11 protein-coding genes and 1 pseudogene are annotated in these 12,436 nt (G+C 67.2%); 9 read left to right on the top strand and 3 right to left on the bottom strand.

Annotated elements, in window-relative coordinates:
* The first annotated feature begins 492 nt into the window (after window positions 1–492).
* The 7 genes from sfnG to BMY22_RS05930 all read left to right on the top strand — a co-directional run bounded on the left by sfnG (window position 493) and on the right by BMY22_RS05930 (window position 9,697).
* Entirely contained in the window at window positions 493–1,587 is a 1,095-nt protein-coding gene (gene sfnG, locus BMY22_RS05960) for a dimethylsulfone monooxygenase SfnG (RefSeq protein WP_090620329.1), read from the top strand.
* A 258-nt stretch (window positions 1,588–1,845) separates the two neighbouring features.
* Window positions 1,846–2,661 (top strand): 3',5'-cyclic-AMP phosphodiesterase, encoded by an 816-nt coding sequence (gene cpdA / locus BMY22_RS05955; protein WP_090620327.1) that lies wholly within the window; start codon window positions 1,846–1,848, stop codon window positions 2,659–2,661.
* Between the two features lie 109 nt (window positions 2,662–2,770).
* The gene (locus tag BMY22_RS05950; RefSeq protein ID WP_090620326.1) at window positions 2,771–3,388 is read left to right on the top strand and encodes a YqiA/YcfP family alpha/beta fold hydrolase; all 618 of its coding nucleotides are present in this window, start codon (window positions 2,771–2,773) and stop codon (window positions 3,386–3,388) included.
* A 75-nt stretch (window positions 3,389–3,463) separates the two neighbouring features.
* On the top strand, window positions 3,464–5,356 hold the full coding sequence (gene parE / locus BMY22_RS05945) for a DNA topoisomerase IV subunit B (protein WP_090620324.1): 1,893 nt from the start codon (window positions 3,464–3,466) through the stop codon (window positions 5,354–5,356).
* Complete coding sequence (locus tag BMY22_RS05940) at window positions 5,356–6,345, top strand: esterase-like activity of phytase family protein (protein ID WP_090620323.1); 990 nt, start codon at window positions 5,356–5,358, stop codon at window positions 6,343–6,345. The genes parE and BMY22_RS05940 overlap by 1 nt, the downstream gene beginning before the upstream one ends.
* Before the next feature lie 76 nt (window positions 6,346–6,421).
* Entirely contained in the window at window positions 6,422–8,680 is a 2,259-nt protein-coding gene (gene parC / locus BMY22_RS05935; protein WP_090620321.1) for a DNA topoisomerase IV subunit A, read from the top strand.
* Window positions 8,681–8,968: 288 nt separating this feature from the next.
* Window positions 8,969–9,697, top strand: coding sequence for a PqiC family protein (locus tag BMY22_RS05930; protein WP_090620320.1), 729 nt, complete (start codon window positions 8,969–8,971; stop codon window positions 9,695–9,697).
* Window positions 9,698–9,713: 16 nt separating this feature from the next.
* On the opposite strand, the gene BMY22_RS05925 is transcribed toward BMY22_RS05930, so the two are convergent.
* Window positions 9,714–10,403 carry a pirin family protein gene (locus BMY22_RS05925; RefSeq protein ID WP_090620318.1) on the bottom strand — a complete coding sequence of 230 codons (690 nt, stop codon included), beginning with the start codon at window positions 10,401–10,403 and terminating at the stop codon, window positions 9,714–9,716.
* Window positions 10,404–10,463: 60 nt separating this feature from the next.
* On the opposite strand from BMY22_RS05925, the gene BMY22_RS24295 reads away from it, so the two are divergent.
* A complete protein-coding gene (locus tag BMY22_RS24295; RefSeq protein ID WP_167363706.1) occupies window positions 10,464–10,640 on the top strand; it encodes a hypothetical protein in 177 nt (58 codons plus the stop codon).
* A 61-nt stretch (window positions 10,641–10,701) separates the two neighbouring features.
* Here BMY22_RS24295 and dmeF read toward each other — a convergent pair whose 3' ends face one another.
* Window positions 10,702–11,649 carry a CDF family Co(II)/Ni(II) efflux transporter DmeF gene (dmeF, locus tag BMY22_RS05915; protein ID WP_090620315.1) on the bottom strand — a complete coding sequence of 316 codons (948 nt, stop codon included), beginning with the start codon at window positions 11,647–11,649 and terminating at the stop codon, window positions 10,702–10,704.
* Between the two features lie 67 nt (window positions 11,650–11,716).
* Here dmeF and BMY22_RS05910 point away from each other — a divergent pair, with 67 nt between their 5' ends.
* Entirely contained in the window at window positions 11,717–11,992 is a 276-nt protein-coding gene (locus BMY22_RS05910; RefSeq protein ID WP_090620314.1) for a metal/formaldehyde-sensitive transcriptional repressor, read from the top strand.
* A gap of 104 nt (window positions 11,993–12,096) precedes the next feature.
* On the opposite strand, the pseudogene BMY22_RS05905 reads toward BMY22_RS05910, so the two are convergent.
* A pseudogene (locus tag BMY22_RS05905) lies at window positions 12,097–12,436 on the bottom strand (transposase); the annotation flags it as partial.

The raw sequence follows: 12,436 nt of genomic DNA, 5'->3' as shown, positions 1-12,436 counted from the left end.
GCAGCCGGGATGACGGCCGCCGTGTTGCCAAGCCTTTTGCACAGGCCGTGCCTGCTCCGCCAAGCCAGTAACCATGCGGGTTTCGGCCGCCGGCGGGGGATTTTCCTGTTGCCTGCGGCACAACTTGCTGGCGGACTGCGGCCTGGGCAACAGCTGGGGCGAGGGGCGGGCCGTCGTGCGTGCCGGTAGGGCGGGTGAAACCCGCCGAACATGGCGCGGGGGCGCACTGAAATCGGCGGGTTGCACCCGCCCTACCGAATCCTTTGGTGGCGATGGGTGCCTGCCGGCGGGGCGGGAACGCTGTCCGCCGGGCAGCAGTCGTTCAACAGGTTGCGCAGGGCGGAACAGCGCGAAAAGCCCGGACTCTTTCGCAACCTTATGATTTTTAGGTGGTTTTAATGTTGGCATGACGGCTGCTCTAGGGCTTTCAGCGGGTGCCGCTGCGGTGCCCGGCGTTTTTCCTGTCACCCTCTTGGCCTTGGAGCACATGAAATGAGTCAACAACCGATCAAGTTCGCCTACTGGGTACCCAACGTCAGCGGCGGCCTCGTCGTCAGCAAGATCGAGCAACGCACCAGTTGGGACATCGACTACAACCGCAAGCTGGCGCAGATCGCCGAGAACGCCGGTTTCGAGTACGCGCTGTCGCAGATCCGCTTCACCGCCGGCTACGGCGCCGAATACCAGCACGAGTCGGTGGCCATCAGCCACGCGCTGCTGGCCTCCACCGAGAAGTTGCGGGTGATCGCCGCGATCCTGCCGGGGCCCTGGCATCCGGCGGTGCTGGCCAAGCAGATCTCCACCATTTCCCACCTGACCAACGGCCGCATCGCGGTGAACATCGTCTCCGGCTGGTTCCGCGGCGAGTTCACCGCCATCGGCGAGCCGTGGCTGGAGCACGACGAGCGCTATCGCCGTTCGGAAGAGTTCATCGAGGTGCTCAAGGGCATCTGGACCCAGGACGATTTCTCCTACCGGGGCGACTTCTACCGCTTCCACAACTACAGCCTCAAGCCCAAGCCGCTGCAGCAGCCGCGCCCGGAAATCTTCCAGGGCGGCAGCTCGCGCGCGGCGCGCGACATGGCCTCGCGGGCGGCCGACTGGTACTTCACCAACGGCAACAGTGTGGAAGGGATCAAGGCCCAGGTGGACGACCTGCGCGCCAAGGCGGCGGCCAACAACCACCAGGTCAAGGTCGGGGTGAACGCCTTCATCATCGCCCGCGATACCGAGGAGGAGGCCAGGGCGGTGCTGGCCGAGATCATCGCCAAGGCCGATCCGGAAGCGGTCCGGGCCTTCGGCCACGAGGTCCGGCAGGCCGGCGCGGCCAGTCCGGAAGGCGATGGCAACTGGGCCAAGTCCAGCTTCGAAGACCTGGTGCAATACAACGACGGCTTCAAGACCAACCTGATCGGCACCCCGCAGCAGATCGCCGAGCGCATCGTCGCCCTCAAGGACGTCGGCGTCGACCTGATCCTCAGCGGCTTCCTGCACTTCCAGGAAGAGGTCGCCTACTTCGGCGAGAAGGTGCTGCCGCTGGTGCGCGAGCTGGAAGCCAGAAAGGCCGCCGAGAAGGACGCGGCATAAACATGGTTCGGTTCGCGGACGGCGGGGAGCGCGTCCCCGCCAGCCTGCCGGAATGGCTGCAGTGGCAGGCGCACCGGCAGGGCTGCCGTCTGCCCCGAGGTCCGCGTGCGGCCTGGGCCGCTAACGATGACGTGCTTCACAGTCGGGCCTCTGGCGCGGGCGTTCTGTGAATCTTCTGTGAACCATGCCCGCTGCGTGGGCTTATCAGTTCGGTTTCCTGCACCGATAATCGACCTGCTTCCGCCCCAGGAGAAGGTCTTGTCGAGCCCATCCCCATCCGCCGCCGATTCCTCCCCGTTGCTGGTGCAGCTGACCGACAGTCACCTGTTCGCCGACCCGGAGGCGCGGTTGCTCGGCATGCAGACCGAGGACAGCCTGCGGCAGGTGGTCGAGCTGGTGCGCCGCGAGCAGCCGCGGATCGATCTGCTGGTGGCCAGCGGCGATATCTCCCAGGACGGCTCGGCCGAATCCTATGCCCGCTTTCGCCAGCGCTGCGCGCCGCTCGCCGCGCCGCTGCGCTGGATTCCCGGCAACCACGACGCGCGCGAGGCGCTGAACCGGGCCAGTGCCGGCGGCGACTGGCGCCAGCCGGTCGTCGACCTGGGCAACTGGCGCATCGTGCTGCTCGATTCGGCTCTTCCCGATGCGGTGCCCGGCTTTCTCGAGCCGGGCGAGCTGGCCCTGCTCGAGCGGGCCCTCGCGGAGGCGCCCGAGCGCCATCATCTGGTCTGCCTGCATCACCATCCGGTGTCGATCGGCTGCCACTGGATGGAGTCGATCGGCCTGCGCAACGCCGAGGCGCTGTTCGCCGTGCTCGACCGTTTCCCGCAGGTGCGCGCGCTGCTCTGGGGGCACGTGCACCAGGAGTTCGACCGCCTGCGCCGCGGCGTGCGCCTGCTGGCCTCGCCCTCGACCTGCGTGCAGTTCGTCCCCGGCAGCGAGGACTTTGCGGTCAGCGACCAGGCGCCCGGTTATCGCTGGCTGCGCCTGCACGCCGACGGCCGTCTGGAAACCGGGGTGTCGCGCCTGAGCGACTATCCTTTCCAGATCGACTACGGCAAGGGCGGCTACTGAGGCGGGGGATCGGACGCCACGTCGCACGACGGTAAACGTATCCGTCGACTTGAGACTGTGGCGTGCCGCTTGTAGCCTTTTCCCCTTTCGTCACTGTCGTCCGAGATTCATGCCCAGCACCGCGCCGTCCATCCTCTACATCCACGGCTTCAACAGCTCGTCCGCTTCGCACAAGGCGCAGCAGCTGATCCGTGCCATGCAGGCCCTCGGTCTGGCGGCGCGGCTGCGGGTGCCGGACCTGCACCACCAGCCGCACCGGGCGATCGCCCAGCTCGAGGCGGCGCTCGCCGAGCTGGGCCGGCCCCTGCTGGCCGGCAGTTCCCTGGGCGGCTACTATGCGACCTATCTGGCCGAGCGGTACGGTCTGTCGGCGGTGCTGATCAACCCCGCGGTGCGGCCGCACCGGCTGTTCGACGGCCGTCTGGGGGCGCAGCGCAACCACTACAGCGGCGAGACCTGGGAGCTGACCGCCGACCATCTGGCGGCCCTCGCCGCTCTGGAAGTGGCGCCTCCACAGGACCCCGCGCGTTACCGGGTATGGCTGCAGAGCGGCGACGAGACGCTCGACTGGCGGGATGCCGCAACCTACTACCGGCATTGCGCACTCTCCGTCGAGGCGGGTGGCGACCACGCGTTCCAAGGCTTCGCCGAGCGCCTGCCGGAGCTGCTTGCCTTCGCCGGCTTCGACGCCGGGCTGTGGCGCGATTTCGATTTTTCCGAACTTTAGGGCCTGTTGGCGTTTTGGCAACGCGGCTCGCGTCAACAGGCCCTAGAACCTTTCGAACTCTGAACTAAGGCAACCATGGCTCAGACCTACAACGCGGACGCCATCGAGGTTCTTTCCGGACTCGACCCGGTGCGCAAGCGCCCGGGCATGTACACCGACACCACGCGTCCCAACCACCTGGCCCAGGAAGTGATCGACAACAGCGTCGACGAGGCCCTGGCCGGCCATGCGAAATCCGTGCAGGTGATCCTCCACGAGGACAACTCGCTGGAGGTGATCGACGACGGCCGCGGCATGCCGGTGGACATCCACCCGGAGGAGGGCGTGCCGGGGGTCGAGCTGATCCTCACCAAGCTGCACGCCGGCGGCAAGTTCTCCAACAAGAACTACCAGTTCTCCGGCGGCCTGCACGGCGTCGGCATCTCGGTGGTCAACGCGCTGTCGACCCGCGTCGAGGTGCGCGTCAAGCGCGACGGCAACGAGTACCGCATGGCCTTCGCCGACGGCTTCAAGGCCAGCGAGCTGGAGGTCGTCGGCACGGTCGGCCGGCGCAACACCGGCACCAGCGTGCAGTTCTGGCCGGACGCCAAGTACTTCGATTCGCCGCGGTTCCTGGTGAGTCGCCTGAAGCATGTGCTCAAGGCCAAGGCGGTGCTCTGCCCGGGACTTTCGGTGAGCTTCGAGGACAAGAGCAGCGGCGAGCGGATCGAGTGGCACTACGAGGACGGCCTGCGCTCCTACCTGGCCGATGCGGTCGGCGAGTTCGCCCGCCTGCCCGAGGAGCCGTTCGTCGGCAGCTTCGCCGCCAGCCGCGAGGCGGTGGACTGGGCGCTGCTGTGGCTGCCCGAGGGCGGCGAGAGCGTGCAGGAAAGCTACGTCAACCTGATCCCCACCGCCCAGGGCGGCACCCACGTCAACGGTCTGCGCCAGGGCCTGCTGGACGCCATGCGCGAGTTCTGCGAGTTCCGCAATCTGTTGCCGCGCGGGGTCAAGCTGGCGCCGGAGGACGTCTGGGAGCGCATCGCCTTCGTCCTCTCGATGAAGCTCGCCGAGCCGCAGTTCTCCGGGCAGACCAAGGAGCGCCTGTCGTCCCGCGAGGCCGCGGCCTTCGTCTCGGGGGTGGTGAAGGATGCCTTCAGCCTGTGGCTCAACGAGCATCCCGAACTGGGCCTGCAACTGGCCGAGCAGGCCATCGGCAACGCCGGGCGCCGCCTCAAGGCCGGGCGCAAGGTCGAGCGCAAGAAGATCACCCAAGGCCCGGCGCTGCCCGGCAAGCTGGCCGACTGCGCGGGGCAGGACCCGCTGCGCGCCGAGCTGTTCCTGGTCGAGGGCGACTCCGCCGGCGGCAGCGCCAAGCAGGCGCGCGACAAGGAGTTCCAGGCGATCATGCCGCTGCGCGGGAAGATCCTCAACACCTGGGAGGTGGACGGCGGCGAGGTGCTGGCTAGTCAGGAGGTGCACGACATCGCCGTGGCCATCGGCATCGACCCGGGCTCGGAGGACCTCTCCCAGCTGCGCTACGGCAAGGTCTGCATCCTCGCCGACGCCGACTCCGACGGCTTGCACATCGCCACCCTGCTCTGCGCGCTGTTCGTCCGCCACTTCCGCCCGCTGGTCGAGGCCGGCCACGTCCACGTCGCCATGCCGCCGCTGTATCGTATCGATCTGGGCAAGGAGGTCCACTATGCCCTCGACGAGGCCGAGCGCGACGGCATCCTCGAGCGCCTGGTCGCCGAGAAGAAGCGCGGCAAGGTCCAGGTCACCCGCTTCAAGGGCCTCGGCGAGATGAACCCGCTGCAGCTGCGCGAGACCACCATGGACCCCAACACCCGCCGTCTGGTGCAACTGACCCTCGACGACTTCGACGCCACCCGCGAGGTCATGGACATGCTGCTGGCCAAGAAACGCGCCGGCGACCGCAAGTCCTGGCTGGAGACCAAGGGCAACCTGGCCGAGGTGCTGGTCTGATGCGACGTTGGCTGTTGGGCCTGTGCGTGGGCCTGCTCGGTCCGACGCTGCACGCCGCGCTGCCGGTGGAGCCGCTGCGCCTGCTCGGCGAGCATCCGCTCGACGGCATGCCGAGCGGCAACCTCTCCGGGCTGGCCTGGTGCGGGGACGCGCTGTGGGCGGTCTCCGACCGCGACGACGATCGCCTCTACCGCGTGCGCCCCGGCGAGACGGGCTGGCAGGCCGAGGCGCAGACCTTCGTTCTGCCGCCGCTGCCGGGCAGCGGACTGCCCTGGGGGCTGTCCGTGCGCAGCCGGCTGATGGGCAAACTGCGCGGTGGCGAGATGGATTTCGAGGGACTGGGCTGCGATGCCCGGGGCAACCGCTATCTGGTCAGCGAGTCCCATGCCGCGGTGCTGCGCCTGCCGGAGGCCGGCTCGCCGCAGTGGCTGGCGCTGCCGCCGCAGCTGCTGCGCCAGGCCCGGGCCAGCGGCATGCTGCTGAAGTTCAACGCGATGTTCGAGGGCATCGCCGTCGACCCGGCCGGCGAGCGCCTCTGGCTGGCCGCCGAGCGGGAGCGCCGCGGGCTGCTGGCAGCGCACCGCGCCGGGGACGGCTGGCAGTGCGGTGGCAGCTGCGTGCTGCTCAGCGAGGACGGTCCGGCGCTGCCGCCGGCCCAACTGAAGACGTCCCGGCGCTGGGCGAAGAGCTTCGCCGACCTGGCGTTCTACCGGGACAAGCTGTACAGCCTGGAGCGCCTGGCGCACCAGATCTGCCGGCACCGCCCGGACACCGGCGAGGTCGAGCGCTGCTGGTCGTTCGCCGACGAGTTGCTCACCGATGCGCGCCGCTACGCCCAGCCCTGGGGCAGCGCCGAGGCGCTGTGGATCGACGCCGAGGGTGCCTGGATCGGCACCGACAACGGCAAGCAGTCCCGCGGCGACGGCGAGACCCGGCCGGTGGTCTGGCGTTTCGCCGCGCCGGCCGAAGGCTGGGAAAGCGCGCCGTGAGGCCGGGATACCCCGCATTCATTTTCTCCGGCACCGGCGGCAGTCTGCCGCCGCGCCGCAACCCTGGGACCGACCCATGAACGAATCCTTCGACCCCGGCCTGGACGGCGTGGAGCGCCGCTCCCTCGCGGAGTTCACCGAGCAGGCCTACCTCAACTATTCCATGTACGTGATCATGGATCGCGCCCTGCCGCACATCGGCGACGGCCTCAAGCCCGTGCAGCGGCGCATCGTCTACGCGATGAGCGAGCTGGGCCTGGACGCCGACGCCAAGCACAAGAAATCGGCGCGCACCGTCGGCGACGTGCTCGGCAAGTTCCACCCCCACGGCGACTCGGCCTGCTACGAGGCCATGGTGCTGATGGCCCAGCCGTTTTCCTACCGCTACACCCTGGTGGACGGCCAGGGCAACTGGGGCGCGCCGGACGATCCCAAGTCGTTCGCCGCCATGCGCTACACCGAGGCGCGCCTGTCGCGCTATTCGGAAGTGCTGCTGGCCGAGCTGGGGCAGGGCACCGCCGACTGGGTGCCGAACTTCGACGGTACCCTGGACGAGCCGGCGGTGCTGCCGGCGCGGCTGCCCAACCTGCTGCTCAACGGCACCACCGGGATCGCCGTGGGCATGGCCACCGACGTGCCGCCGCATAACCTGCGCGAGGTGGCGAGCGCCTGCGTGCACCTGCTCGACGAGCCGCAGGCGACGGTGGCGCAGCTCTGCGAACACATCCCGGGGCCGGATTTTCCCACCGAGGCGGAGATCGTCACCCCGCGCGCCGAGCTGCTGAAGACCTACGAGACCGGCCGCGGCTCGGTGCGCATGCGCGCGCTGTACCGGGTCGAAGACTGCGACGTGGTGATCGTCGCCCTGCCGCACCAGGTTTCCGGGGCCAAGGTGCTGGAGCAGATCGCCGCGCAGATGCAGGCCAAGAAGCTGCCGATGGTCGCCGACCTGCGCGACGAGTCGGACCACGAGAACCCCTGCCGCATCGTGATCATCCCGCGCTCCAGCCGGGTCGACGTGGAGGGGCTGATGCAGCACCTGTTCGCCACCACCGAGCTGGAGTCCAGCTACCGGGTCAACCTCAACATCATCGGCCTGGACGGCAAGCCGCAGGTGAAGAACCTGCGCACGCTGCTCGTCGAGTGGCTGGCGTTCCGCGTGCAGACGGTGCGCCGCCGCCTGCAGTTCCGCCTGGACAAGGTGGAGAGGCGCCTGCACCTCTTGGAGGGTTTGCTGATCGCCTTCCTCAACCTCGACGAGGTGATCCATATCATCCGTACCGAGGATCAGCCCAAGCTGGTGCTGATGGCGCGCTTCGGCCTCGACGACGTGCAGGCCGACTACATCCTCGACACCCGCCTGCGCCAGCTGGCGCGGCTCGAGGAGATGAAGATCCGCGGCGAGCAGGACGAGCTGGCCAAGGAGCGCGACAAGCTGCTGGCCCTGCTCGGCAGCGAGGCCAAGCTGAAGAAGCTGGTGCGCAAGGAGCTCCTGGCGGATGCCGAGACCTACGGCGACGCGCGGCGCTCGCCGATCGTCGAGCGTACCGAGGCCCGGGCCCTCTCGGAAACCGAGCTGCTGCCCACCGAGCCGGTGACCGTGGTGCTCTCCGAGAAAGGCTGGGTACGCTGCGCCAAGGGCCACGACATCGACCCGGCGGCGCTTTCCTACAAGGCCGGCGACGGTTTCAAGGCGGCGGCCCAGGGGCGCTCGAATCAATATGCGGTGTTCATCGACTCCACTGGGCGCAGCTACTCCCTGGCGGCCCATTCGCTGCCCTCGGCGCGCGGCCAGGGCGAGCCCCTGACCGGGCGCCTGGCGCCGCCGCCGGGGGCGGGCTTCGAGTGTGTGCTGCTACCGGACGACGAGGCGTTGTATGTCATGGCCTCCGATGCCGGTTACGGCTTCGTGGTGAGGGGCGAGGATCTGCAGGCCAAGAACAAGGCGGGCAAGGCGCTGCTGAGCCTGCCGGTCGGCGCCCGGGTCATGGCGCCGAGACCGCTGGCCGATCCGCTGAGCGACTGGTTGGCGGCGGTGACTACCGAAGGGCGCCTGCTGCTGTTCAAGGTCGCCGACCTGCCGCAGCTGGCCAAGGGCAAGGGCAACAAGCTCATCGCCATCCCCGGCGAGCGGGTCGCCAGCCGCGAGGAGTACCTCGGCGACTTCGTCGTGCTCTCCGCCCGGGCGACTCTGGTGTTGCAGGCCGGCAAGCGCACCCTGTCGCTCAAGCCGAGCGACCTGGAGTATTACCAAGGCGAACGTGGCCGGCGTGGCAACAAACTGCCGCGTGGTTTCCAGCGGGTCGACGCGCTCTTGGTCGAGGAGCCGGCCTGATGGCAGAATGTCGCGCGAGCGCATCGGAGGGCGCGGATGCAGCGGCCCACGGCTAGCTGCCACGGCTTTCCAAACGATCACACAGGCCGGTCTGCAAGGGATTGACGAAATTTGGCCATGTCCGGGCCGGCCTTTGTCCAGGGGGCGCTGCAGCCGCTCCTCGGCGGACGAGTCCGCCCCGGGCATGGCCGATTGAGCCGCTCGGCACGCGCCTCGCGCAGCGTGCCGGGGCTTTGGTTTCGACTATGGATCATGGCTGCCTGTCGGCAGTTTTCTGGGTGAACATCGATGAGATTCCCGCGCTTTCGTTTGCTGCTCTTGCTGGCTGCCCTGTCGTTGCTGGGCGCCTGCTCCTTTCGCCCGACGACCACCCTGTATCGGCTGGACAGCGGCGATCCAGCGACTCCCGAACGGAACGGCCTGGCCGTGCTGCTCGGTCCGGTGACCCTGGCCGACTATCTGCAGCGGGATGCCGCCCTGGTGCAGCGTCACAAGGACGGTAGCCTGAGCGCGGCCGGCAATGCCCGCTGGGCCGGCAACCTGAAGGCCGACATCGACCAGCTGCTGTTGCGCCAGCTGGCCTGGCGTCTGGACAGTCACCGCCTGGTGGCCGAGCCGGACACGTCAGGCTTCAAGCCGGACATCCAGGTCCTGCTGAACATCACCCGCCTGGATTCGGGACCGAAGCAGCCCGCCGTGCTGGAGGCCCAGTGGCGTCTGCTGGATCGTCGGGGGCGCCTCGGCGAGAGTCGCCTGGTCCGCCTGGAGGAGCCGCATAAGGGCTCCAGTGCCGATCAGGTGCGGGCGCAGAGCGTGGTGCTGCAGCGCCTGGCCGAACAGCTGGCGGCGGCGATTCTGCCGCTGGCCAAGCAGCAGGCGCAGGCCTCGGCTTCGGCGCCGGAGCCGCGCAAGAGCGCCCGGGTGGCCGCACGGCCCAAGGCGGAGGCGAAACAGCCGCCGGAGTCGGATATGCCCATCGTCAGCCCGACCCGCGACGTCAAGGTGTTCCGCTTCTGAGCGACGCACCGGCGGCTCAGGGCAGGTCGAACAACAGCGCTTCGGTCTCTTCGCGGGCCTCCAGCTCGATCGTCGGCTCGCCGATCAGCGTGGCGCCGTCGCCGGCCTCGAGGGGCACGCCGTTGACTGCCAGGCTGCCGCGGGCGACGTGCAGGTAATAGGTGCGCCCGGCGCGGACCGGTTGAGCGACCTGCTGATGTTCTCCCAGACGGGCCAGGTACAGGCTGGCATCCTGATGGATCGGCAGCGAACCTGCGCGACCGTCCGGCGAGACGACCAGGCCGAGGCCCTGCACGGCGGAGAAGTCCTTCTGCGCATAGCGCGGTTGCACGCGGTTCTGCTGCGGCTGGATCCAGATCTGCAGGAGGTGCAGCGGCTGGCTGTCGGAAGGGTTGTATTCGCTGTGCACGATACCGCTGCCGGCGCTCATCACTTGGACCTCCCCGGCCTTCAGCCGGCTGCTGTTGCCCATGCTGTCCTTGTGCTCGATGACCCCCTCCAGCACATAGCTGACGATCTCCATGTCGCGGTGCGGATGGGCATCGAAGCCGGTCCGCGGCGCGATGCGGTCGTCGTTGATCACCCGTAGCCGCGAGACGCCCATGTGGCGCGGGTCGTGGTAGTCGGCGAAGGAAAAGCTATGGTGGCTGTCCAGCCAGCCCAGGCTGGCATGGCCGCGTTCGGCGGCCGGGCGCAGGGTGATCATCGGGACTCTCCGGCGGGGTGGAGGGAGGCACTGCTTCCTGCCAGGCTAGCCTTCGCCAGAGTGAAAGAAAAACGCGATTTTCGGGAGAAACTGATCGAAATTCCGGATGAATTCGGCCATGCCCGCGTTCCGGGCGGGCCTTGGACGGTTAGGCCCGGCTGGCTCGAGATGTCTGCCAAGCCCATTGTGGCAATCACCGATGTGAAGCCCGCCAAGAACATCGATACGAAGGCGTAGATCAGCCATTTTTCCGTTTTGTCAGGTTGAGGGGTATCTCAGCTGACATCGGATCGATCCCTCACGTGCTGGGTTGCCCTTTGTGCTGGTTCACTTCTACCGTGACATGCACCAGCTCCTCATGAATGCTGAGCTGTCGTCTGAAGTAGTCCGGCTCGGCGGCATCCGTGACGACGAGCGAGAGGATGCAGGCATATTTTCCCTTGCCGACGCGCCACACGTGCAGGTCGGTGATGGCGGCCTTGATGGGGCTTTCGTCGATGACTTCCCGGATTTCGGCGACCACGGGGGCATCCATCTCCGCATCGAGCAGTACGCGCCCGGTGTCACGCAGCAATCCGTAGGCCCATACCGCGACCAGCGCGGCGCCGACGATACCCATGACCGGATCGAGCCAGCTGGCGCCCCAGAACTTGCCCCCAATCAGCGCCAGAATGGCGAGCACCGACGTCGCTGCATCAGCCAGGACATGCAGATAGGCGGAACGCAGATTCAGGTCGTGATGATGGTCATGACTTCCATGGTGATGGTCGTGATCGTGGTGATGGGCATGGCCATCCTTGAGCAGCCACGCACAGGCAAGATTGACCAGCAGGCCGACCCCGGCAATCGCGATGGCTTGATCGTAGTGAATCGGTGTCGGCGAGATCAGGCGCTCAACAGACTGATAGAGCATCAGCCCGGCAACGCCAACGAGGAAGATCGAGCTGGTATAGCCACCCAGCACCTCGATCTTCCACGTACCGAAGGCAAACCGCGAATCGCGAGCGAAGCGTCGAGCAGCCGCATAGGCCAGTACCGAGAGGCCCAGCGCCAAGGCGTGCGAACTCATGTGCCAGCCATCGGCCAGCAGCGCCATCGAGTTGTACAGCCAGCCGCCGACGATCTCGGCCACCATCATCGTGGCGGTCAGCACCACGGCCCAACGGGTATTTCTCTCGGCCAGCGGGTTGCCTTCATCGAAGACGTGAGAGTGACGCCAGCCTTCAAGGGACATGGAGGGTTGCATTTAGAGCACCTTTTGATCAGGGTAATATACTATACCCCAGTATATTTTCTGGCAGTCAAGGTACCCTATGGCTCATACGACCAAATCCCAAAAGCAGCTGCTGATCCGCGTGCGGCGCATCAGGGGCCAGGCTGAGGCGCTGGAAAAAGCGCTTGAGCAGGAGGCGGAGTGCGCGGCGATTCTTCAGCAGATCGCCGCGATCCGGGGCGCGGTCAACGGACTGATGGCCGAGGTGTTGGAGGGGCATATCCGCGAGCATCTGGGTGCGGATGACATTTCCCCACAACAGCGGAGCGAGGATCTGGAGCAGGTGGTGGCAGTACTGCGGTCCTACCTGAAATAAGGCGGCGCGTACGATTTTCCGAATGCTGCGGGCCGCTGGTGTCGCTCGACAGTTTTTCGACACCCAATGAAAAAGCCCCTGAAAATTCTAGTGTCTAAACACGCATCAATCTGCGGATATAATCTACGCAGCTTGACCCTGGCATCGCGGGTGGTGAACTGCCAGTTGATCTTGGCATCGAGCTGGTTGCGGCGTTGCTGCCATGCGGCGACCTCCTTGCGCATTCGCTCGAGGGAGTCGATGCGCCTGTCCAGGCACTGGCCGACGAGTACGTTGATCTCGATTTCGGCCATGTTCAGCCAACTGCCATGCTTGGGGGTGTAGACGAACTCGAAGCGATCTCTCAGGGCCTTGGCCTGCTCGGGCATAAAGGTCTCGTACAGCGAGGCGGCACTGTGGGTGTTGAGGTTGTCCATCACCAACGTGATGCGCTCGGCCCCGGAC

Source organism: Azotobacter beijerinckii (genome assembly GCF_900110885.1).
Classification (GTDB): domain Bacteria; phylum Pseudomonadota; class Gammaproteobacteria; order Pseudomonadales; family Pseudomonadaceae; genus Azotobacter; species Azotobacter beijerinckii.
The sequence above is the reverse complement of the archived record's forward strand: the minus strand, read 5'-3'. Positions and strand labels throughout refer to the sequence as shown.